Origin of the sequence: Leclercia sp. 29361 (genome assembly GCF_011290365.1) — a bacterium.
Classification (GTDB): Bacteria; Pseudomonadota; Gammaproteobacteria; order Enterobacterales; family Enterobacteriaceae; genus Enterobacter; species Enterobacter tamurae.
The window spans coordinates 4,510,143-4,531,681 of the sequence record NZ_CP049786.1; the positions used below are offsets into that span (position 1 = coordinate 4,510,143).

General features: G+C 57.5%; 20 protein-coding genes. 7 read left to right on the forward strand and 13 right to left on the reverse strand.

The annotated features are described in order from the left end of the window. Positions 1-191 precede the first annotated feature (191 nt). The 5 genes from nirB (at position 192) to G7090_RS21665 (ending at position 5,649) form a co-directional block, all read left to right on the forward strand. The gene (gene nirB, locus G7090_RS21645) at positions 192-2,735 is read left to right on the forward strand and encodes a nitrite reductase large subunit NirB (RefSeq protein WP_106995193.1); all 2,544 of its coding nucleotides are present in this window, start codon (positions 192-194) and stop codon (positions 2,733-2,735) included. Further along, a complete protein-coding gene (gene nirD / locus G7090_RS21650) occupies positions 2,732-3,058 on the forward strand; it encodes a nitrite reductase small subunit NirD (protein ID WP_166184374.1) in 327 nt (108 codons plus the stop codon). Before nirB ends, nirD begins: the two co-directional genes overlap by 4 nt. Positions 3,059-3,146: 88 nt before the next feature. Continuing rightward, on the forward strand, positions 3,147-3,956 hold the full coding sequence (gene nirC / locus G7090_RS21655; RefSeq protein ID WP_166184376.1) for a nitrite transporter NirC: 810 nt from the start codon (positions 3,147-3,149) through the stop codon (positions 3,954-3,956). Between the two features lie 14 nt (positions 3,957-3,970). Continuing rightward, positions 3,971-5,344: a siroheme synthase CysG gene (cysG, locus tag G7090_RS21660; protein WP_166184378.1), complete on the forward strand. Its 1,374-nt coding sequence runs from the start codon at positions 3,971-3,973 to the stop codon at positions 5,342-5,344. Positions 5,345-5,478: 134 nt separating this feature from the next. Beyond that, positions 5,479-5,649, forward strand: a complete 171-nt coding sequence (locus G7090_RS21665; protein WP_032614785.1) for a YhfL family protein — start codon at positions 5,479-5,481, stop codon at positions 5,647-5,649. A gap of 147 nt (positions 5,650-5,796) precedes the next feature. Here the strand turns inward: G7090_RS21665 and trpS are convergent, their stop codons facing one another. The 12 genes from trpS to G7090_RS21725 all read right to left on the reverse strand — a co-directional run bounded on the left by trpS (position 5,797) and on the right by G7090_RS21725 (position 15,772). Next, positions 5,797-6,801 carry a tryptophan--tRNA ligase gene (gene trpS / locus G7090_RS21670; RefSeq protein ID WP_166184381.1) on the reverse strand — a complete coding sequence of 335 codons (1,005 nt, stop codon included), beginning with the start codon at positions 6,799-6,801 and terminating at the stop codon, positions 5,797-5,799. Beyond that, positions 6,794-7,555: a phosphoglycolate phosphatase gene (gene gph / locus G7090_RS21675; RefSeq protein ID WP_106995197.1), complete on the reverse strand. Its 762-nt coding sequence runs from the start codon at positions 7,553-7,555 to the stop codon at positions 6,794-6,796. Before gph ends, trpS begins: the two co-directional genes overlap by 8 nt. Further along, a complete protein-coding gene (gene rpe, locus G7090_RS21680) occupies positions 7,548-8,225 on the reverse strand; it encodes a ribulose-phosphate 3-epimerase (protein WP_106995198.1) in 678 nt (225 codons plus the stop codon). Before rpe ends, gph begins: the two co-directional genes overlap by 8 nt. A 41-nt stretch (positions 8,226-8,266) precedes the next feature. After that, a complete protein-coding gene (gene dam / locus G7090_RS21685; protein WP_166184383.1) occupies positions 8,267-9,079 on the reverse strand; it encodes an adenine-specific DNA-methyltransferase in 813 nt (270 codons plus the stop codon). Between the two features lie 67 nt (positions 9,080-9,146). Continuing rightward, positions 9,147-10,418: a cell division protein DamX gene (damX, locus tag G7090_RS21690; RefSeq protein ID WP_166184385.1), complete on the reverse strand. Its 1,272-nt coding sequence runs from the start codon at positions 10,416-10,418 to the stop codon at positions 9,147-9,149. A gap of 91 nt (positions 10,419-10,509) precedes the next feature. Further along, entirely contained in the window at positions 10,510-11,598 is a 1,089-nt protein-coding gene (aroB, locus tag G7090_RS21695; RefSeq protein ID WP_166184387.1) for a 3-dehydroquinate synthase, read from the reverse strand. Positions 11,599-11,655: 57 nt separating this feature from the next. Further along, positions 11,656-12,177 (reverse strand): shikimate kinase AroK, encoded by a 522-nt coding sequence (gene aroK / locus G7090_RS21700; RefSeq protein WP_010436374.1) that lies wholly within the window; start codon positions 12,175-12,177, stop codon positions 11,656-11,658. Positions 12,178-12,473: 296 nt separating this feature from the next. Then, on the reverse strand, positions 12,474-13,709 hold the full coding sequence (hofQ, locus tag G7090_RS21705) for a DNA uptake porin HofQ (protein ID WP_166184389.1): 1,236 nt from the start codon (positions 13,707-13,709) through the stop codon (positions 12,474-12,476). Continuing rightward, positions 13,672-14,019 carry a HofP DNA utilization family protein gene (locus tag G7090_RS21710; protein WP_166184391.1) on the reverse strand — a complete coding sequence of 116 codons (348 nt, stop codon included), beginning with the start codon at positions 14,017-14,019 and terminating at the stop codon, positions 13,672-13,674. Before G7090_RS21710 ends, hofQ begins: the two co-directional genes overlap by 38 nt. After that, the gene (locus G7090_RS21715; protein ID WP_166184393.1) at positions 14,009-14,470 is read right to left on the reverse strand and encodes a hypothetical protein; all 462 of its coding nucleotides are present in this window, start codon (positions 14,468-14,470) and stop codon (positions 14,009-14,011) included. Before G7090_RS21715 ends, G7090_RS21710 begins: the two co-directional genes overlap by 11 nt. Then, positions 14,454-14,993: a PilN domain-containing protein gene (locus G7090_RS21720; RefSeq protein WP_166184395.1), complete on the reverse strand. Its 540-nt coding sequence runs from the start codon at positions 14,991-14,993 to the stop codon at positions 14,454-14,456. The genes G7090_RS21715 and G7090_RS21720 overlap by 17 nt, the downstream gene beginning before the upstream one ends. Beyond that, the gene (locus G7090_RS21725; protein WP_166184397.1) at positions 14,990-15,772 is read right to left on the reverse strand and encodes a DNA utilization protein HofM; all 783 of its coding nucleotides are present in this window, start codon (positions 15,770-15,772) and stop codon (positions 14,990-14,992) included. Before G7090_RS21725 ends, G7090_RS21720 begins: the two co-directional genes overlap by 4 nt. A gap of 120 nt (positions 15,773-15,892) precedes the next feature. Here G7090_RS21725 and mrcA point away from each other — a divergent pair, with 120 nt between their 5' ends. Continuing rightward, positions 15,893-18,445: a peptidoglycan glycosyltransferase/peptidoglycan DD-transpeptidase MrcA gene (mrcA, locus tag G7090_RS21730; protein WP_166184399.1), complete on the forward strand. Its 2,553-nt coding sequence runs from the start codon at positions 15,893-15,895 to the stop codon at positions 18,443-18,445. Between the two features lie 40 nt (positions 18,446-18,485). Here the strand turns inward: mrcA and nudE are convergent, their stop codons facing one another. Next, a complete protein-coding gene (gene nudE, locus G7090_RS21735; RefSeq protein ID WP_106995207.1) occupies positions 18,486-19,046 on the reverse strand; it encodes an ADP compounds hydrolase NudE in 561 nt (186 codons plus the stop codon). 325 nt (positions 19,047-19,371) lie between these two features. Between nudE and G7090_RS21740 the strand changes: the two genes are divergently transcribed. Beyond that, positions 19,372-21,507, forward strand: coding sequence for an intracellular growth attenuator family protein (locus G7090_RS21740; RefSeq protein WP_166184401.1), 2,136 nt, complete (start codon positions 19,372-19,374; stop codon positions 21,505-21,507). The last annotated feature ends 32 nt before the right edge of the window (positions 21,508-21,539 follow it).

Consider the following 21,539-nt stretch of genomic DNA (forward strand, 5'->3'; position numbering starts at 1 on the left):
AGATTAGCCCCCTAATTTGTACATAAAATCGGCTATCACGAAAAGCCTGCGATTTCCGTCACTTAGAAAAAACCTGACAAATCAGCAATCTACTCACTAAGGAGTAGTCTAAGGCGTATTTGATTTGCATCAATAAGTGCCGTTGCTGAATCGTTAAGGTAGGCAGTAATAGAAAAGAAATCGAGGCAAAAATGAGCAAAGTCAGACTCGCGATTATCGGTAACGGCATGGTCGGTCACCGCTTTATTGAGGATCTTCTTGATAAAGCCGATGCCGCCCAGTTCGACATTACCGTGTTCTGTGAAGAACCCCGTAAAGCGTACGACCGCGTACACCTCTCCTCCTACTTCTCTCACCACACCGCCGAAGAGCTCTCTCTGGTGCGTGAAGGTTTTTACGAGAAACATGGCGTGAAGGTGCTGGTGGGCGAACGCGCTATCACCATCAACCGTCAGGAAAAAGTGATTCACTCCAGTGCGGGACGCACGGTTTTTTACGACAAACTGATCATGGCGACTGGCTCTTACCCGTGGATCCCACCGATCAAAGGGTCAGAAACTCAGGATTGCTTCGTCTATCGTACCATTGAAGATCTCAACGCCATCGAATCCTGCGCTCGCCGCAGCAAACGCGGCGCGGTGGTTGGCGGCGGTCTGCTCGGCCTCGAAGCCGCTGGCGCACTGAAAAACTTAGGCGTTGAAACCCACGTCATCGAATTTGCCCCGATGCTGATGGCAGAGCAGCTCGACCACATGGGTGGCGATCAGCTCAAACGCAAAATTGAGAGCATGGGTGTGAAAGTTCACACCAGCAAAAACACCAAAGAGATTGTTCAGGAAGGCACCGAGGCGCGTAAAACCATGCGCTTTGCCGACGGCAGCGAGCTGGAAGTGGACTTCATCGTCTTCTCCACCGGTATTCGCCCGCGCGACAAGCTGGCCACCCAGTGCGGCCTGGCCGTTGCCCAGCGCGGCGGTATCATGATCAACGATACCTGCCAGACCTCAGATCCGGATATCTATGCCATCGGTGAGTGCGCCAGCTGGAATAATCACGTCTACGGTCTGGTTGCCCCTGGCTACAAAATGGCGCAGGTCACCGCTGACCACATCCTCGGTAATGATAACGCCTTCGCTGGCGCTGACATGAGCGCCAAGCTGAAACTGCTGGGCGTGGACGTGGGCGGTATTGGTGATGCACATGGCCGCACACCAAACTCCCGCAGCTACGTCTACCTCGATGAAAGCAAAGAGGTTTATAAGCGTCTTATCGTCAGCCCGGACAACAAAACCCTACTCGGGGCGGTGCTGGTGGGTGATACCAGCGACTTCGGCAACCTGCTGCAACTGGTGCTGAACGCCATCGAACTGCCGGAGAACCCGGACGCACTGATCCTGCCAGCCCATGCGGCCAGCGGTAAGCCGTCGATTGGTGTCGATAAACTGCCGGACAGCGCGCAGATTTGCTCCTGCTTCGATGTCACCAAAGGCATGCTGATCTCCGCCATCAACAAGGGCTGCCATACCGTGGCGGCGCTGAAAGCCGAAACCAAAGCCGGGACCGGCTGCGGCGGCTGTATCCCGCTGGTCACGCAGGTGCTCAACGCCGAACTGGCGAAACAGGGTATCGAAGTGAACAACAACCTGTGCGAGCACTTCGCTTACTCTCGCCAGGAGCTGTACCACCTGATCCGCGTGGAAGGCATCAAATCCTTCGACGAACTGCTGCAGAAACATGGCCAGGGCTACGGGTGTGAAGTCTGTAAACCGACCGTCGGTTCTCTGCTGGCCTCCTGCTGGAATGAGTACGTGCTCAAGCCGCAGCACACTCCGCTGCAGGACACCAACGACAACTTCCTGGCCAACATCCAGAAAGACGGTACTTACTCGGTGATCCCACGCTCTGCCGGCGGTGAAATCACGCCGGAAGGTCTGGTGGCGGTGGGCCGCATCGCCCGCGAATTTAACCTCTACACCAAAATCACCGGTTCCCAGCGTATCGGTCTGTTCGGCGCGCAGAAAGACGACCTGCCGGAAATCTGGCGTCAGCTGATTGAAGCGGGCTTCGAAACCGGTCATGCCTATGCCAAAGCGCTGCGTATGGCGAAGACCTGCGTGGGCAGCACCTGGTGCCGCTACGGCGTGGGCGACAGCGTCGGCTTCGGCGTCGAGCTGGAAAACCGCTACAAAGGCATCCGTACCCCGCACAAAATGAAGTTCGGCGTCTCCGGCTGTACCCGTGAATGTGCCGAAGCGCAGGGTAAAGACGTGGGCATCATCGCCACCGAGAAAGGCTGGAACCTGTACGTCTGCGGTAACGGCGGGATGAAACCGCGTCATGCGGACCTGCTGGCGGCGGATATCGACCGCGAAACGCTGATCAAATACCTCGACCGCTTCATGATGTTCTACATCCGTACCGCGGACAAACTGACCCGTACCGCGCCGTGGCTGGATAACCTGGAAGGCGGCATCGACTACCTGAAGTCGGTCATCATCGACGACAAACTCGGCCTGAACGCAACGCTGGAAGAAGAGATGGCGCGCCTGCGTGACGCCGTGATTTGCGAATGGACTGAAACCGTCAATACCCCGGCGGCGCAGGTTCGCTTCAAACACTTTATCAACAGCACCCAGCGCGACCCGAGCGTGCAGGTAGTGCCAGAGCGCGAGCAGCATCGCCCGGCGACACCTTATGAACGCATTCCGGTCATGCTGGTGGAGGAAAACGTATGAGCCAGTGGGTCAACATCTGCAAAGTCGACGAGATCCTGCCTGCCACCGGCGTGTGCGCGCTGTTAGGCCATGAGCAGGTCGCCATTTTCCGTCCACGCCACGACGAACAGGTCTTTGCCATCAGCAATATCGACCCGTTCTTCGAGGCCAGCGTGCTCTCCCGCGGGATCATCGCTGAGCATCAGGGCGAGCTGTGGGTTGCCAGCCCGCTGAAAAAGCAGCGTTTCCGTCTGAGCGACGGTCACTGTATGGAAGATGAGAGCCGCTCCGTGAAGCACTATGACGTCCGCGTCAAAGACGGCAAGGTGCAGCTGCGAGGCTAACAAATATGGGAGGTGCAATGCCTCCCATTGTTTTATCAAAATTGATTTAATTTATTTATTTTTTCTTTTTAATATTACGGGTAATCAAATGTTTACAGACACTATTAATAAGTGTGCGGCTAATGCTGCGCGTATTGCACGCCTCAGCAAAAATAGTCCTCTCGGCTTCTGGATCAGCTCCGCCATGGCGGGTGCCTATGTCGGCCTCGGGATCATTTTAATTTTCACCCTCGGTAATCTGGTCGATCCGTCCGTGCGTCCGCTGGTAATGGGTGCCACCTTTGGTATCGCCCTGACCCTGGTGATCATCGCCGGTTCTGAACTGTTTACCGGTCACACCATGTTCCTGACCCTGGGCGTCAAAGCGGGCACCATCACGCAGGGCCAGATGTGGGGCATCCTGCCGCAAACCTGGCTGGGTAACCTGGTGGGATCGGTGTTTGTCGCCCTGCTCTACAGCTGGGGCGGCGGTAGCCTGCTGCCGGTGGATACCAGCCTCGTGCACACCGTCGCGCTGGCAAAAACCTCCGCACCGGCGATGGTACTTTTCTTCAAGGGCGCGCTCTGTAACTGGCTGGTCTGTCTTGCTATCTGGATGGCAATCCGTACCGAAGGTGCCGCGAAATTTATCGCGATCTGGTGGTGTCTGCTGGCCTTTATCGCTTCCGGCTACGAGCACTCCGTCGCCAACATGACCCTGTTTGCCCTCTCCTGGTTCGGCCACCACAGCGAAGCCTATACGCTGTCAGGTATCGGTCATAACCTGTTGTGGGTAACGCTTGGCAATACCCTTTCTGGGGTTGTATTTATGGGTTGGGGTTACTGGTATGCTACCCCTAAAGCGGAGCGTCCGACTCCGGCTACCATCGCAACCGTTCAGGCGAAAGCCAACCAGTAAGAAGAGGTAATGTCGTGGATCACCTGCCAATATTCTGTCAATTACGCAATCGCGACTGCCTGCTGGTAGGGGGTGGCGATGTAGCTGAACGTAAAGCCCGCCTGCTGTTAGAGGCAGGTGCCCGACTCACCGTCAATGCCCTCGGCTTCGCCCCGCAATTCACCGTGTGGGCGCAGGAAGGGATGCTCACTCTCGTCGAGGGTGAGTTCAAGGAATCACTGCTCGATACCTGCTGGCTGACCATTGCCGCTACTGATAACGATGCGGTTAACCAGCGGGTCAGCGACGCCTGCGAAGCGCGACGGATCTTCTGCAACGTGGTGGATGCGCCGAAAGAGGCGAGCTTTATCATGCCGTCGATTATTGACCGCTCCCCGTTGATGGTCGCCGTCTCCTCCGGCGGGACCTCTCCCGTGCTGGCGCGTCTGCTGCGCGAAAAGCTGGAAGCGATCCTGCCGCAGCATCTGGGCCAGGTGGCTCACTACGCGGGGCAGCTGCGCTCCCGGGTGAAAAAGCAGTTCGCTACCGTAGGTGAACGCCGCCGCTTCTGGGAAAAATTCTTCGTAAACGATCGGCTGGCGCAGTCGCTGGCGAATCAGGATCGGAAAGCCGTGGAAGAAATCACCGAGCAGCTGATCAATGCCCCGCTCGATCACCGGGGTGAAGTGGTGCTGGTGGGTGCTGGTCCGGGCGATGCCGGGCTGTTAACCCTGAAAGGATTACAGCAGATCCAGCAGGCGGATATCGTGGTTTATGACCGTCTGGTATCCGACGACATCATGAACCTGGTGCGCCGGGATGCGGATCGGGTGTTTGTTGGCAAACGTGCCGGGTATCACTGCGTCCCCCAGGAAGAGATTAACCAGATCCTGCTGCGTGAAGCGCAGAAGGGCAAACGCGTGGTGCGTCTGAAAGGCGGGGATCCCTTTATCTTCGGGCGCGGCGGTGAGGAGCTGGAGACGCTGTGTGAGGCGGGCATTCCGTTCTCGGTGGTGCCGGGCATTACTGCCGCCTCCGGCTGCTCGGCCTATTCTGGTATCCCGTTGACCCACCGTGACTACGCCCAGAGCGTGCGCCTGGTTACCGGCCATCTGAAAACCGGCAGCGAGCTGGACTGGCATAACCTGGCCGCAGAGAAACAGACTCTGGTGTTCTATATGGGGCTAAACCAGGCGGCGACCATTCAGGCTAAACTGCTCGATCACGGTATGGATGCAGAGATGCCGGTTGCGCTGGTGGAGAACGGCACCTCGATTAAACAGCGTGTGGTCAGTGGCGTGTTAACCCAGTTGGGCGAGCTGGCCCAGCAGGTGGAAAGCCCGGCGCTGATCGTGGTGGGCCGGGTGGTGGCGCTGCGTGACAAGCTTAACTGGTTCTCAAATCACTAAGCCAGACTGAACATATTCCCCGCAAAATGAGTAGTCCTGTTATGGACTACTCCTCTCTTACCGCTATCGATAACATACCTTCCGCGAAAGCACATTCTCTATATATTCCCTTAAGTTACACACAAGGAAGCGTTATGTTCAAACTGGCAAAGATTGCCCTGGTTGCAGGCATCTTAACTACCCTGACGGCGTGCACCGGCCACGTGCAAAACACCAAAAATAACTGCAGCTACGACTACCTGCTGCACCCGGCGATCTCGATCTCCAAGATCATCGGCGGCTGCGGCCCGGCAGCAAATCAGTAAGCCTTTTTCAGGCATAAAAAAACCGGGAATTTCCCGGTTTTTTTATTGGCGAGAGCATCGCGGCCTGATGCCCTCACCCTGGCCCTCTCCCACAGGGAGAGGGTACAAACCCTAAAAACGGTAACCATGTTACCGTTTTACATTTACCTACGGTTTAGCTACAAACCCAATCGCTTCGTACACCGCTTTCAGCGTTTCAGAGGCGTGCGCGCTGGCTTTCTCGGCGCCGTCTTTCATCACCTTCTGCAGGAAGGCTTCGTCGTTACGGAACTGGTTGTAGCGCGCCTGCAGCTCGGTCAGCATACCGGAGACCGCGTCAGCCACTTCACCTTTCAGGTGGCCGTACATCTTGCCTTCGAAGTGCTGCTCCAGCTCAGGAATGCTCTGGCCAGTCACGCCCGAGAGAATATCCAGCAGGTTAGAGACGCCCGCTTTGTTCTGCACGTCGTAACGCACCACTGGCGGCTCGTCAGAGTCGGTGACCGCACGCTTAAGCTTCTTCACCACCGCTTTCGGATCTTCCAGCAGGCCGATCACGTTGTTGCGGTTATCGTCCGACTTGGACATCTTTTTGGTCGGCTCCAGCAGGGACATCACGCGGGCACCGGACTTCGGAATGAACGGCTCTGGCACCTTGAAGACATCGCCGTAAATCGCGTTGAAACGCTGGGCAATATCGCGGCTCAGCTCCAGGTGCTGCTTCTGGTCTTCACCCACCGGGACCTGGTTGGTCTGATACAGCAGAATGTCCGCCGCCATCAGTACCGGGTAATCAAACAGGCCAGCGTTGATGTTTTCAGCGTAACGGGAAGACTTATCTTTGAACTGGGTCATTCGGCTCAGTTCGCCGAAATAGGTGTAGCAGTTCAGGGCCCAGCCCAGCTGGGCATGTTCCGGAACGTGAGACTGAACGAAGATGGTGCTTTTCTCAGGATCGATACCGCAGGCCAGATACAGCGCAAGAGTGTCGAGCGTCGCTTTACGCAACTGCTGCGGATCCTGGCGCACGGTAATGGCGTGCTGGTCAACGATGCAGTAGATGCAATGATAGTCATCCTGCATGCCCACCCACTGACGCAGCGCACCCATATAGTTGCCAATGGTCAGTTCACCTGAGGGCTGTGCGCCACTAAATACGATGGGCTTAGTCATTTTTCAATTCCTGATTTTCACTGTGCGAAAGCCCGAGAACGGGCAGTAAATCTTTGAAGTGGTCGAAGACGAAATCCGGCTCACTCAGCGTAATGGATTCACCATAGTTATAGCCATAGGTCAGGCCAACGGACGGGCAACCTGCAGCCCTGGCCGCCAGAATATCATTGCGTGAATCCCCGACAAAGAGCAGCGCGTCCGGTGTTAAGGATAATTTTCCTGCCACCAGCAACAGCGGTTCGGGATGCGGCTTCTTATTCTGCACGTCATCGCCGCCGACAATTACCGAGAAGTATTTGGCGATATCCAGCGCTTCCAGCAAGGGTGCGACAAAGGCCGTTGGTTTGTTGGTCACCAGCGCCAGCGGCATGCCTTCAGCATGCAGCGCGCTCAGCGTGCCGGCCACATCCGGAAACAGGAAGCTGCCCTCTTCCACCGTCTCTTCATAGAAACGGTTGAACAGCTTACGCAGCACGCGAAGTTGCTCTTCCTGAGGGATATCCGCGTGATCGACGCCAGGTTTGCCCTGCGCTGCTCGCTGAATGGCACGCTCCTGACGCGCCCAGGTCAGCGCGCGCTCCATCAGCACGTCTGCCCCGTTACCGATCCACGTGATCACGCGATCTTCGCCCGCTACCGGCAGCTCCAGCGCATACAGCGCCTGATCTACCGCCGCGGTTAAGCCTGGCGCGCTGTCTACCAGCGTGCCGTCGAGGTCAAACGCTACGCCCCGAATTGCCTGCAAATTATTCATGACTTACCTTCGCCAGTTCACTGCGCATTTCATCAATAACTTTTTTGTAGTCCGGCTGATCGAAGATCGCTGAACCGGCCACAAACATATCTGCGCCCGCCGCGGCGATTTCACCGATGTTGCTCACCTTCACGCCGCCGTCCACTTCGAGACGGATATCAAAACCGGATTCGTCGATGCGACGACGCACTTCGCGCAGCTTATCCAGAGTGTGTGGAATGAAAGACTGGCCGCCGAAGCCCGGGTTCACGGACATCAGCAGGATCACGTCCAGCTTGTCCATCACGTGATCGAGATAGCTCAGCGGCGTGGCCGGGTTAAACACCAGGCCAGCTTTACAGCCGTGCTCTTTGATCAGCTGCAGGGTGCGGTCAACGTGTTCGGAAGCTTCAGGATGGAAGGTGATGATGCTGGCACCTGCGGCGGCAAAATCCGGCACGATGCGGTCGACCGGCTTCACCATCAGATGCACGTCAATAGGGGCGGTCACGCCGTAGTTGCGCAGTGCCTTGAGGACCATCGGGCCGATGGTCAGGTTAGGCACGTAGTGGTTATCCATAACGTCGAAATGAACGACATCCGCACCGGCAGCGAGGGCTTTCGCGGTATCTTCGCCCAGCCGGGCAAAATCAGCCGAAAGAATTGAGGGTGCAATCAAATACTGTTTCATCCGCATCTCCTTGAACTTTGTTTAACGGCGGGCGAAACGGCTCAGGGGAGATAGAGAGCCAGCAGTTCGTCCACCTTTTTACGTGTACCGCCGTTGCTGCTGATGCTGCGCCGGACTTTGACCTGAAAATGCTCTGCGGTTTTGTACCATTCGCGCGTATCAGGCGTGTCGTGATTCGAAATTAACACCGGAATTCTTTTGCTGACCAGCTTTTCCGCCATTTCCGCCAGACGCGCCTGCTCGGCAGGGCTGAAGCTGTTGGTGTGATAAGCGGTGAAGTTCGCCGTTGCTGACAGAGGGGCGTACGGCGGATCGCAGTAGACCACCGAGTCGGCGTCCGCTTTATCCATACACTCTTCATACGAGAGACAATGGAACTCCGCATTCTGCGCTTTTTCAGCAAAGTGATACAACTCGGCCTGAGGGAAATAAGGACGCTTGTAGCGACCGAAGGGCACGTTGAATTGTCCACGCAGATTATACCGGCACAGGCCGTTGTAGCCATGGCGGTTGAGGTAGAGGAACAATAGCGCCCGACGGAACTTATCCTCGCACTGATTAAACTCAGCGCGGAGCTGGTAGTAAACGTCCGGGTTGTTGTTCTCAGGGGTAAACAGCTTACGCGCCTCATCCACGTACTCGTCGGTACGCAGCTTTACGATGTTATAGAGGTCGATAAGGTCGCTGTTGATATCCGCAAGGATATAGCGGGAGTAGTCGGTATTGAGGAATACCGAGCCCGCGCCCACAAAGGGTTCGACAAGACACTCGCCCGCAGGCAGGCGTTGTTTAATATCATCGAGCAGGGGGTATTTCCCCCCTGCCCATTTCAGAAAAGCGCGATTTTTTTTCATGCTGACTAACTGATTACACCTTCTCCGGCTGTGGAGAAAGCTCCGACAGCATCCTGCGCTTCACAGATTACTTCAAATCGGACTGAACCTGACGGATCGGCTTCGCCCATGGGTTTTTCGCCTGAACATCGGCTGGCAGTGTGGCGACCGCGCGTTTTGCTTCATCTTTCGAAGCATACACGCCGCTTACCAGCACATACCACGGCTGACCGTTACGGGTGGTCTCATAGACGACAAAGTTCTTCAGGTTCGTCTTTTTCGCCCAGCTGTTCAGGTTGTCATAGTTGGAAGAACTGCTCAGCTGCAGCGTGTAGTTGCTGGATGACGCAGACTTCAGTGAACTCACATTCCCTGACGATTTACCGGTGCTGGCAGTGGCCGCAGGTGCAGCTGCCGCTGGTGCCGCGGCTGTCGCCGTCGGTGCTGGCGTTGCGGTCGCTTTCGGTGCCGTTGCTGTCGCAGTAGGGGCTTTCGCTGGTGCGCTGGCTGCAGTTTCAGTGTGCTTCGGCTGGGCGACGGCTTTTGGCGTTTCCGCTTTCGCCACTGGTTGCGGCTTCACTTCACGCTTCGGCTCAATCACCGTCTGCTTACGTTCCTGATGCTGGGCAGGCTTAGTCTGACGTGGCGCAGTTTCTGTCGCCGCGGTCTGCTGTTGCCCGGTCGCACCACGGATTGGCGCTACGGTGGCAGGCTCGGTCGGCAGCGTGGAGTTGACCACCACGTTGTTAACCTGCTGCTGATTCTGCTGTTGCGTCAGCGCATTGTTCAGATCGCCCTGCACTTCAACACGCTGCTGGCCTTCCGGGGTTGCCGGTGCCTGGCCCTGGGTTGGTGTGGATGCGACTGGCGGCAGAGAGATCTCCTGCTGAGTATTCTCGGCGGAGGTGGTCCCTGGCGCAGGCTGGGTGCCGTTGGCCTGATCGGCAGCATTACCGGAAAGATCGACACTCTTCTCAGTAGAGGCGCGCTGATCGGCTGGATTGCTCGACGGGGCTTTAAGTGCAGAGCCGACGCCGATAATCAGCAGCAGCAGGACCAGCACCCCCAGCCCCATCATAATATACTGGCGGGAAGCGGGTTTCGCCGGAGCGGCTTTACGCTTACGCGGGCGGCGCTCTACGGGCGCTTCGTCCATTGAATCATCTTCAGACTCAACATCTTCTTCACGCTCGTCGCGGGCAGCACGGCCACGCGAAGGACGAGGGTCATCGTTTTCTACATCGACCTCGTCAAAGTTAATTTGCGGCTCGTTATCGCGTTCTGAAGCCTGGCGAGTACGACCAGTACGACGATCGCTGGGATCGGGTTTCAGCTCGTCTTCTGGTTTGAATTCATCCATTTAACACCCCACTAAAAGGCTTATGCCTACGACTTTGCACATCACCTGAAGCAAAATGGCTACGTTTACCGCAGCCGGACCTTTCTAATAGTTACGCCTGCTGACAATCAGCAATAGCGCCAAGAACTACATCGTGCGGCACACCGCCACGCACTTCACTCTTACCTATCGCAAGCGGGAGTACCAGACGCATCTCGCCTGCTAATACTTTTTTATCACGCATCATATGCGGCAGGTAGGCCTGCGCAGACATTTCACGCGGCCCCGTCACCGGTAACCCGGCACGCTCAAGCAGCGTGATAATGCGTTGCGTATCCGCCTTGCTGAACTGACCCAGACGTTCCGAGGTGCGCGCGGCCATTACCATTCCCGCCGCCACGGCCTCGCCATGCAGCCAGTTACCGTAGCCCATTTCGGCTTCGATAGCATGACCGTAGGTATGTCCCAGATTCAGTAAAGCACGTAAGCCTGTTTCGCGCTCGTCTGCGGCCACGACTTCTGCTTTCAGCTCACAGCAGCGGCGAATACAGTACGCCATCGCCTGACCATCCAGGCGCAATAAGGCATCCATATTCTCTTCCAGCCAGCTAAAGAACGCGCCGTCCAGAATAATGCCGTACTTGATCACTTCCGCCAGGCCCGACGCCAGCTCACGCTGAGGCAGGGTTTGCAGACAGTCGAGATCCACCACCACCGAAGCGGGCTGGTAGAACGCGCCAATCATGTTTTTGCCAAGCGGATGGTTAACGGCTGTTTTGCCGCCAACAGAAGAGTCGACCTGCGACAACAGCGTGGTAGGAATTTGAATAAAACGTACGCCACGCTGATAGCTTGCCGCAGCAAACCCCGTAAGATCGCCAACAACACCGCCGCCTAACGCCAGCAGTGTAGTATCGCGACCATGCGGTTTTTGCAGTAATGCGGTAAAGACGGTATCCAGTACCGTCAGGCTTTTATACTGCTCGCCATCAGGCAGAATCACACTGTCGACCTTCACGCCAGCCTGTTCAAGGCGCTGACGCACAGAGTCGAGATAAAGCGGAGCCAGCGTCTCGTTGGTGACCAGCATTGCCTGATCACCCGCTTTCAGTGGTAAGAAGGAAGCTGGGTCGTTAAACAAACCAGCCGCGATAGTGATAGGGTAACTCCGTTCACCGAGAGTGACTGTAATCCTCTCCATAGCGCGACATCCACCTTAAATGCTTTTACCCGCAGGCGAGTGTATATAAAGCCAGAATCAGTTGCTTTCCAGCATATGAATAATCTGGTTTGCGACCACTTTAGCGCTCTGGTCGTCTGTGCGAATGGTGACGTCGGCAATCTCTTCGTACAGCGGATTGCGTTCACCAGCCAGGGCTTCCAGAACTTCGCGTGGAGGTGTCTCAACCTGCAGCAACGGGCGTTTTTTATCACGCTGCGTACGCGCCAGCTGTTTTTCGATGGTCGTTTCGAGATAGACCACGACACCGCGGGCGGAGAGACGGTTGCGAGTTTCGCGAGATTTTACAGAGCCGCCGCCAGTAGCCAGCACAATGCCCTGTTTTTCCGTAAGTTCATTAATGACTTTTTCTTCACGGTCACGGAAACCCTCTTCGCCTTCTACATCGAAGACCCAGCCCACATCAGCTCCGGTTCGTTTCTCAATCTCTTGATCAGAATCGTAAAATTCCATATTGAGTTGTTGAGCTAACTGGCGCCCAATAGTGCTTTTGCCGGCACCCATAGGCCCAACCAGAAAGATATTGCGTTTCTCTGCCATTTTTTCGGTACTACTAAGACTATTCGTTAATGGTAAACCCGCTGCACCGATATCGTGCGTAGCAGGACATGAACTGAAACCTCATATGCGATAGAGCGAGAGTCAGACTAAAAATTATCTCAATACTCTTGCTTGTTTGGCAACAGATTAAATCACCCTGCATGCCGCTTAAGTTATTAAGGAGTGAGATTGAGTAAGCTGATTCTCAAATCGGTACTCCTTGTATGCTAATTCATGCCCCACGTCAAACATCTGCAACAAACAGTATGCAAAATCACGCGGGGCATTGTGGGACATTAAGGCGTCGCAACCAGACGAGGCGTGATAAAAACCACTAACTCCCGGCGTTCGTTGTCTTTTCCCTGATGACGAAAAAGTTGCCCCAGTAAAGGAATACGGCTCAAGCCTGGCACAGTTTCGCTGCCGGTTTTATGCCTCTGAGAAAAAATTCCGCCTAAGGCCAGCGTTTCACCGCTTTTGACCTCGACCTGAGTTTCAATCTCCTGCTTATCGATCGCCAGCGTTTCGCCATCGGCCTGCTGCAGAACCTGACCCGGGGCGTTCTCACTGATACGCAGCTTCAGGCGTACCCGTCCGTTGGCCAGCACCACCGGCGTCACCTCCATCCCCAGCACCGCCTCTTTAAATTCAACCGACGTCGCGCCGCTCTCGCCGCTGGAGACCTGATAGGGGATCTCGCTGCCCTGTTTGATGCTGGCGGGCTGCATGTGCGACGCCAGCAGGCGCGGGCTGGCAATGATATCGACCTGCTGCTTCTGCTCCAGGGCGGAGAGTTCGAGATCCAGCAGCCGACCGTTGATCCGCCCGATATTAAACCCCACCTGGGCAGTGGCATTGTTGACAGACAGATCGCTGCTGAGCATCGTCAGCTGTCCGGATTTACCGGGCTGCTGCCCCTGAGCCAGATTCCACTTCACCCCCAGCTCGCGCAGGCTTTTCTCACTCATGCTGACGATATGCGCGGCCAGCTCTACCTGAGCCACGGGGAGATCCATCTGCGCTACCCAGTGCTGGAGTGCCTCCAGCGCAGCCCGGGTATCGCGCACCAGCAGGCGATTGGTGCGTTTGTCTACCGCCAGGCTGCCTTTTGGACTAAGGAGCTTTTCGGCAGCCGCCTGTAAATCTCCTGCATCGGCATAAGAGAGGGGAAAACTCCGCGCCTCCAGCGGCGCGCTGAGCTGCCGTTTTGTTCGCTCGGCCTCTTTTTTGGCCTGCTGTTGCTGCTGCCAGTCGGCGGTATGGATATAAAAAATGCCCGCCTGCTGGCGCATGACCAGCCCGGCGCTGGTGACTACCGTCTGGATCGCCTGCTGCCAGGGCACCTCCTGCAGACGCAGAGAGACATTGCCGCTGACGCCCGGGGAGATAATCATGTTGCGGTTCTCCTGCTCCGCCAGCGCCTGCAGAAGCTGGGCGACCGGCACCTCATCCACCACCAGGCTTACCGGTGCTGGCTCCGCGGCCAGCGCCTGGCTACTTACCAGCAGTAATGCCACGATCCCTGTTTTCATCCTGTTTGGTTCCTTGTCGTTGCCATCGCCACTGCGCCGGTTCACACGTCCCGGGCATATCGATGACCAGTTCTGTTTCATCCAGCGCCGCCACCCGTCCGCCTTGCGCCAGCGTGTCGCCGTAACGAAGGCGCAGCCAGCGCGACCTTTCATCCCTGACGATCGCCACCGGCACCTTACCCAGCACCACCCCGACATAACGCCACTGCCGCAGCGTGGCAGTCGGGCAGCGTGATTCCGGGGCCTGAAAGGGATCGCGCAGGCCAAGAAGCAGCGGCAGTAATAGCAGCACTCCGCACTTAACCCGCATCCTGGCGCTCCAGCTGCATGACTATCTGTAACCTGTTCTGCCCGGGCTGAATGCTAAAACGCCCCACCGCAACGTCGCGCCGGGCGAGAGTGGCAAACAGGGAGGGGATCTGCGCCCACGTCGCCTCCATCACCAGTTCGCCCCCTGCTCCCCCGGGCTGCCAGCGAACCATCCGCAGCGCATCGGTATCAAACGCCAGCGGCGAAAATGGCTCTGCTGCCACGGCAGATTGTGCGTCGTCAGGGGGTGAGAGCTTACGCACGGCGGTCCACAGTCGGGCATGGGCCTCGACATTACGCGTGTGCTGAGCCTGCTGCGTCGCGGTCTGCCGATCCTGCATTCGCCATTGCATCCCGGTGAGGCAGCTCAGCAGTAGCGCTGAACTGAGCCCCCAACACAGGCAGCGGCCGCGCGGCGTCATGGCATACCAGCTGTCAGGAGGGATCCGCATCACCACTCTCCTTACGGGTCAGCGTCCAGCTAAACTGCCAGCGGCCCTGGGCATCCTGTCGCATCTCCCCCGGAGCACCGGGGGTAAAGCCTGGTATCTGACCCAGGGCCGTCTCCAGCGCCGTAAGGGCGGGCTGCGTGGCGGCGTAGCCGGTCAGCGAGAGGGTTGGATGCTGGAAGCGCAGCTGCGCCAGCCACGCCTGCTCCGGCAGGAGGCGGGATAAGGCGATCAATGCCGGTTGCCAGGCTTCCGTCTTCGCTTTGTGAACTGCCCACCGCTGCTGTTGCTGCTGCCGGGCCTGTAACGCCATCCACTGCTTTTGCCGCTGCTCCAGCCCCTGACGCAGGGCCAGATCGCTTTGTTGTCGTAGCAAGTAAGCGCGTGTCACCAGAGGATTGCTGGCCCGAATAGCGGCGCAGAGCATTAGCGCCAGCAGCAGCGAGCCGGTAAACATCAGCCCCCAGAAGCGCAGGCAGCGACGTCGTTGCTGCTGACGCCACGGCAGGAGATTGGCGGTCCTCATCGGGAGTGCTCTCCGGTCGCCAGCGCCAGCGCGACGCTGAAATCTGCCCCGTTTTCCGGCAGCGGCGGCTGGGTGCGGGATAGCACGCTCCAGGGATCGAAGTTGCCCGCCCCACAGCAGGCGATTTCGTCGACCCTGAGCGCCAGCAGGGCGGCCAGCCGATCGACGTCCGGGGCCTCCGCCAGCCCGCGTCGGCCCCACTGGTGGCGCATCGCCCAGAGCCACTGGTCCCGGTCGCGCCAGGCAACGCACTGGGCCGGGGCTTGCACAAAGGGCAGCAGGTGCGCCAGCGCCCCGGCATCAGGTGTGACCGTTGCCAGCCGTAAACGCAGTACCCGGGCCAGCTCCAGCAGCGTCGCGATCTCCTTATTCTGCGCCGCCGTCACGTGATACGCCTGGCTGAAGGTATCTTCCGCATAGTCAAACCGCAGGGCATCGGGGGGCATCTCCAGCTCACGGCTTATCGCCGCGGCGATCCAGGCGGCTTGTTCGCTGTCCCGCAGGGTCATCGACGGACGCGGCAGCGTGCGCTGTAGGGTACGGGCGGCCGGAAAGGCGAGAAAAATGTGATGTTGATGAGGCAGCATCTGGCGCCATTCACGCAGCGCCGCAGCCAGTTGTTCGGGCTGAAGAATTTGCCCGTCGCGAATAATGCCCACCGCCAGGGGGAGCTGCCACCAGCGGCGCAACCCCCATCCCGACTTTTCGCGCACCAGCGCGACGGCCAGCACCTTATCCTGTTGAATATGAACGCCTGTATGCCATGTTTTAAACGCCATGTTTCACGATCTCCTTATCGTCCCGGGGGATAACGGCTATATCAATGCTACAGGCTTGCCTTTATACTACCGCGCGATTGTTTAGAAACTGCCCAGTTCAAACTAAATGGGAAATCTCCAGTGAAGTTCGTAAAGTATTTATTGATCCTTGCAGTCTGTTGCATTCTGCTTGGAGCAGGCTCGATTTTTGGTTTGTACAAATATATTGAGCCGCAACTGCCTGATGTCGCCACGCTTCGTGATGTACGACTCCAGATCCCGATGCAGGTCTACAGCACGGATGGCGAGCTTATCGCCCAGTACGGTGAGAAACGCCGTATCCCGCTGACCCTGGATCAGATCCCACCCGTCATGGTGAAAGCCTTTATTGCCACCGAGGACAGCCGCTTTTATGAGCACCATGGCGTCGATCCGGTGGGGATTTTCCGTGCCGCCAGCGTAGCGCTGTTCTCCGGCCATGCCTCTCAGGGTGCGAGTACCATTACCCAGCAGCTGGCACGTAACTTCTTCCTGAGCCCTGAAAAAACGCTGATACGTAAGGTGAAGGAAGTGTTCCTGGCGATCCGCATTGAGCAGATGCTGAATAAAGATGAGATCCTGGAGCTGTACCTCAACAAGATCTATCTCGGCTACCGTGCCTATGGCGTGGGTGCGGCGGCGCAGGTCTATTTTGGCAAATCCATTGAACAGTTAACCCTGAGTGAAATGGCGACCATCGCCGGTCTGCCGAAGGCGCCCTCCACCTTCAACCCGCTCTACTCACTCAATCGCGCTACCGCCCGCCGCAACGTGGTGCTGTCGCGTATGCTGAGCGAAGGCTATATCAGCCAGACCCAGTACGATCAGGCGCGTAACGAGGCGATTGACGCCAACTACCATGCGCCGGAAATTGCCTTCTCCGCACCCTATCTCAGCGAGATGGTGCGTCAGGAGATGGTCTCCCGCTACGGTGAGCAGGCCTACGAAGATGGCTACCGCGTCTACACCACAATCAGCCGCAACGTCCAGCAGGGCGCGCAGCAGGCGGTACGTAACAACGTGATTGATTACGACATGCGCCACGGCTACCGCGGCCCGTCAAACGTGCTGTGGAAGGTGGGCGAGCCCGCCTGGGACAGCAAAAAGATCACCGATACCCTGAAACCGCTCCCGGGCTACGGGCCGTTTGTGGCGGCAGTGGTGACCCATGCCAATCCGCAGGAAGCCACCGCGATGCTCGCGGACGGCACTTCGGTGTCGCTGCGCATGGAGGGCATCCGCTGGGCGCGTCCGTATCGTTCAGATACGCAGCAGGGCGCAACCCCGCGCAAAGTGACCGATGCGGTACAGGCGGGTCAGCAGATCTGGGTCCGTCAGGTGAACGACGCCTGGTGGCTGGGGCAGATCCCGGACGTTAACTCCGCACTGGTCTCCATCGACCCGCACAACGGCGCGGTGCTGGCGCTGGTGGGCGGCTTCGATTTCAACCAGAGCAAATTTAACCGTGCTACCCAGGCGCTGCGCCAGGTCGGCTCCAATATCAAGCCGTTCCTCTACACCGCGGCAATGGATAAAGGCCTGACCCTCGCCAGTATCCTCAATGACGTGCCAATCTCCCGCTGGGATGCCGGGGCCGGTTCCGACTGGCGGCCAAAAAACTCACCGGCCGAGTACGCCGGACCGATTCGCCTGCGTCAGGGGCTGGGGCAGTCGAAGAACGTGGTGATGGTTCGCGCCATGCGCGCCATGGGCGTCGATTATGCGGCGGAGTATCTGCAACGCTTCGGCTTCCCGGCACAGAACATCGTGCATACCGAGTCGCTGGCGCTGGGCTCTGCCTCCTTTACCCCGCTGCAGGTTGCGCGCGGTTATGCGGTGATGGCGAACGGCGGCTTCCTGGTCGATCCGTTCTTCATCAGCAAAATCGAGAACGATCAGGGCGGCGTCCTGTTCGAAGCGAAACCGAAAATTGCCTGCGCAGAGTGTGACATTCCGGTGATTTATGGCGATACGCCAAAATCAGAATCCCTGAACAATCAGGACATGGAAGATGTCGCCATTTCTCAGTCGCAACAAAACGCGGCGGTGCCGATGCCGCAGCTTGAGCAGGCTAACCAGGCGCTGGTTGCGCAGACCGGTGCTCAGGAGTACGCCCCGCATGTAATTAACACGCCGCTGGCGTTCCTGATCAAAAGCGCGCTGAACAGCAATATCTTTGGCGAGCCGGGCTGGCAGGGTACAGGCTGGCGTGCCGGTCGCGATCTGCAGCGCAAGGATATTGGCGGCAAGACCGGGACCACCAACAGTTCGAAAGATGCCTGGTTCTCAGGTTACGGTCCTGGTGCGGTGACCTCGGTGTGGATCGGCTTTGACGATCACCGCCGTGATTTAGGCCGTACCACGGCGTCCGGGGCGATTAAGGATCAGATTTCCGGTTACGAAGGCGGGGCCAAAAGTGCTCAGCCAGCGTGGGATGCCTTTATGAAGATGCTGCTGGACGGTGTGCCGGAGCAGCCATTAACGCCACCGCCAGGCGTAGTGACGGTCAATATCGATCGCTACAGCGGTCAGCTGTCCAATGGCGGCAGCAGTCGGGAAGAGTATTTCATCGAAGGCACGCAGCCAACGCATCAGGCGGTGCATGAGGTGGGTACAACACTGATTGATAACGGCGAGACACAAGAGCTGTTCTAAAACGTCTGCCCCCTTTCCCGTTGGGAGAGGGGGGATCCTGCTACAACCTGCCCTGCCCTTTCAGCCACTCCCGCACCAGAAACAGCGCGCTCACGTTCCGGGCTTCGTTAAAATCAGGCTCTTCCAGCAGGTCCATCAGATGCGCCAGCGGCCAGCGCACCTGCGGCAGCGGCTCGGGTTCGTCCCCCTCCAGCCATTCCGGATAGAGATCTTCCGCCAGCACAATATTCATTTTGCTGGAAAAATAGGAGGGCGCCATGCTGAGTTTTTTCAGGAAGGTTAACTCCTTCGCACCAAACCCCACCTCTTCTTTCAGCTCACGGTTCGCAGCTTCAAACACCGATTCACCAGGATCAATCAGCCCTTTGGAGAAGCCGAGCTCGTAAGATTCGGTTCCCACCGCGTATTCGCGGATCAGGATCAGATGCTCGTCAACAATGGGCACAATCATGACGGCTTCGCGCGTGGAGGGACGCATACGCTCGTAGACGCGGCGCACGCCGTTACTGAACTCCAGGTCCACACTTTCAACATTAAACAGACGCGATTTAGCGACGGTTTCAACATTCAGGATGGTGGGCTTTTGTAAGGGTTTGCTCATTTTGACGGGTCTTTGCTGGGTGAACTGCCCTCATTGTGCGATACGCCGCACGGTTTCGGCAATGTCAATCGCGCTTTATTTACATTTATGTAACCTATGCAGATTCATTCCTTAATTCAGGTCAAAAGTCAAGAGCTTGAAATTATTCCAGGAATTTGCTGATATCCCGTCAGGTTTAGCTTTGCTATCATCAGCGATCACTGGGATGCGCTTCAATTTGCTCAAGTTCAACGCCTTACATGCCGATAGCCAACCACAGACACGCGTTCACTGTTAAAAAGGTGCTACTGACTACACCTGTAAGAAAAAGTAAGATGGGGAAAGCATGAGCACCATTTTGATTGTCATCGCTGCTGTGCTGGCCTGCGCATGCATTGCAGGGTGGTTGTACAGACGTCGGGCGCAGCGTCGATATCGCCTGCCTTATCATAATGCCTTTGCCGGGGCGAATACCCGCAAGCTCACCGCTGAAGAACGCAGCGCGATTGAGCAATACCTTGAGTCTTTCAACCGTATCCAGCAGACGCCGGCGACAGGTGCCAGCGCCGCGCCGGTCTCGTTAAGCCTCAATGCTGAGAGCAATACCGTGCTCTGCGTGACGCGCTCCATTACCCGCTACGGTATTACCACTGACGATCCCAATAAATGGCGTTACTACCTCGACTCGGCTGAGGTGCATCTCCCGCCGTCCTGGGAGCAGTACATCAATGATGAAAACAGCGTTGAGCTGATCCACACCGACTCCATCCCGCTGGTGATCGCCCTCAATGGTCACTCCATCGCGGAGTATGTTCAGGAAGCACCGAACTTTGTGCTGGAGCACGTCAGCTCAACCCAGGCCTCGATTCGTGGTGAAGAGACCGAGCAGATTGAGCTGCTGAATATTCGCCAGGAGACGCACGAAGAGTACGCCCTGAGCCGTCCGGACGGCATTCGCGAAGCGCTGCTGATTGTCACCGCATTCCTGCTCTTTTTCTTCTGCCTGATGAGCCCGGATGTTTTTGCCCCGTGGCTTGCCGGGGGTGGCGTGCTGTTGCTGGCGGCAGGACTCTGGGGATTATTCGCCCCACCGGCTAAAAATGCGCTGCGTGAGATCCACTGCCTGCGCGGCACACCAAAACGCTGGGGCCTGTTTGGCGAAAACGATCAGGACCACGTCAACAATATCTCACTCGGCATTATCGACCTGATCTACCCCCGCCACTGGCAGCCGTGGCTGGCCCAGGATTTAGGGCAAAAAACCGATATTGATATCTATCTGGACCGGCACGTCGTGCGTCAGGGGCGCTATTTATCCCTGCATGACGAGGTCAAAAACTTTCCGCTACAGCACTGGCTGCGCAGCACGGTAATTGCCGGCGGCGCCGGGCTGGTACTGGCGATGCTGGTTTTCCTCGTCCCGCTGGATATGCCGATCAAATTTACCCTGTCGTGGATTAAAGGCGCTCAGACCATCGAGGCCACCAGCGTCGGGGAGCTCGAAAGCGCGGGCGTACGCATTGGCGATACGCTGCGTCTGAAGGGGACCGGGATGTGTAATATCCATGCCCCTGGCACCTGGAATGCACGCCAGAGCTCACCCTTTACGCCGTTTGATTGCTCACAGGTGATCTGGAATGACGCAGCCCCCCTGCCGCTGCCAGAATCCGATATCGTCAACAAAGCCACGGCCCTGACCCAGGCGCTGTCGAGCCAGCTGCACCCTAAACCGGAAGATAACTCCCGCGTCAGCCCGGCATTACGCTCCGCCATTCAGAAATCGGGCATGATCCTGCTGGATGACTTTGGCGATATCGTGCTGAAAACCCAGGAGCTGTGTGCCGAGCAGGATGAGTGCATCAGGCTGAAAAATGCGCTGGTGAACCTCGGCAACAGCAAAGACTGGGAGGCGCTGGTCAAACGTGCCGATGGCGGCCGTCTCGATGGCGTCAACGTTCTGCTGCGTCCGGTTAGCGCCGAGTCGCTGGAAAACCTGGTCGCCACTTCTACCGCACCGTTCGTCATGCGCGAAACCTCACGTGCCGCCCAGGCGCTTAACAGCCCGGCTCCCGGCGGCTTTGTGATCGTCAGCGACGAAGGCAGTGAGCTGGTGGATCAGCCCTACCCGTCGGTGGCGCTGTATGATTACCCGGCTCAGGAGCAGTGGGGCGAGTTTCAACGCCTGGCGCAGATGCTGATGCGCACGCCGTTCAGCGCGGAAGGGATTGTGACGGGCCTCTTTACCGATGCCAACGGCACCCGCCATGTCGAGCTGCACAGCATGCCGGACAGCGCCGGACTATGGCGCTACATCGCCACCTCCCTGCTGATGCTGACAATGGTGGTGTGTATGCTCTGGAACGCCTTTATGGCCCTGCGCCGCTACCAGCGCTCGCGTACCCGCCTGGCCGATATTCAGCAATACTACGAAAATTGCCTCAACCCGAAGCTTATCCCCGCGCCTGAGAGCCTGATCGGATAACGCTCCCGCGCGGCAGGATATGCTACCCTGTC

Coding starts and splice junctions, on each gene's coding strand:
- nirB (WP_106995193.1), top strand. CDS start 192: ATGAGCAAAGTCAGACTCGCGATTATCGGTAACGGCATGGTCGGTCAC.
- nirD (WP_166184374.1), top strand. CDS start 2,732: ATGAGCCAGTGGGTCAACATCTGCAAAGTCGACGAGATCCTGCCTGCC.
- nirC (WP_166184376.1), top strand. CDS start 3,147: ATGTTTACAGACACTATTAATAAGTGTGCGGCTAATGCTGCGCGTATT.
- G7090_RS21665 (WP_032614785.1), top strand. CDS start 5,479: ATGTTCAAACTGGCAAAGATTGCCCTGGTTGCAGGCATCTTAACTACC.
- trpS (WP_166184381.1), bottom strand. CDS start 6,801: ATGACTAAGCCCATCGTATTTAGTGGCGCACAGCCCTCAGGTGAACTG.
- gph (WP_106995197.1), bottom strand. CDS start 7,555: ATGAATAATTTGCAGGCAATTCGGGGCGTAGCGTTTGACCTCGACGGC.
- rpe (WP_106995198.1), bottom strand. CDS start 8,225: ATGAAACAGTATTTGATTGCACCCTCAATTCTTTCGGCTGATTTTGCC.
- dam (WP_166184383.1), bottom strand. CDS start 9,079: ATGAAAAAAAATCGCGCTTTTCTGAAATGGGCAGGGGGGAAATACCCC.
- damX (WP_166184385.1), bottom strand. CDS start 10,418: ATGGATGAATTCAAACCAGAAGACGAGCTGAAACCCGATCCCAGCGAT.
- aroB (WP_166184387.1), bottom strand. CDS start 11,598: ATGGAGAGGATTACAGTCACTCTCGGTGAACGGAGTTACCCTATCACT.
- aroK (WP_010436374.1), bottom strand. CDS start 12,177: ATGGCAGAGAAACGCAATATCTTTCTGGTTGGGCCTATGGGTGCCGGC.
- hofQ (WP_166184389.1), bottom strand. CDS start 13,709: ATGAAAACAGGGATCGTGGCATTACTGCTGGTAAGTAGCCAGGCGCTG.
- G7090_RS21710 (WP_166184391.1), bottom strand. CDS start 14,019: ATGCGGGTTAAGTGCGGAGTGCTGCTATTACTGCCGCTGCTTCTTGGC.
- G7090_RS21715 (WP_166184393.1), bottom strand. CDS start 14,470: ATGCGGATCCCTCCTGACAGCTGGTATGCCATGACGCCGCGCGGCCGC.
- G7090_RS21720 (WP_166184395.1), bottom strand. CDS start 14,993: ATGAGGACCGCCAATCTCCTGCCGTGGCGTCAGCAGCAACGACGTCGC.
- G7090_RS21725 (WP_166184397.1), bottom strand. CDS start 15,772: ATGGCGTTTAAAACATGGCATACAGGCGTTCATATTCAACAGGATAAG.
- nudE (WP_106995207.1), bottom strand. CDS start 19,046: ATGAGCAAACCCTTACAAAAGCCCACCATCCTGAATGTTGAAACCGTC.
- G7090_RS21740 (WP_166184401.1), top strand. CDS start 19,372: ATGAGCACCATTTTGATTGTCATCGCTGCTGTGCTGGCCTGCGCATGC.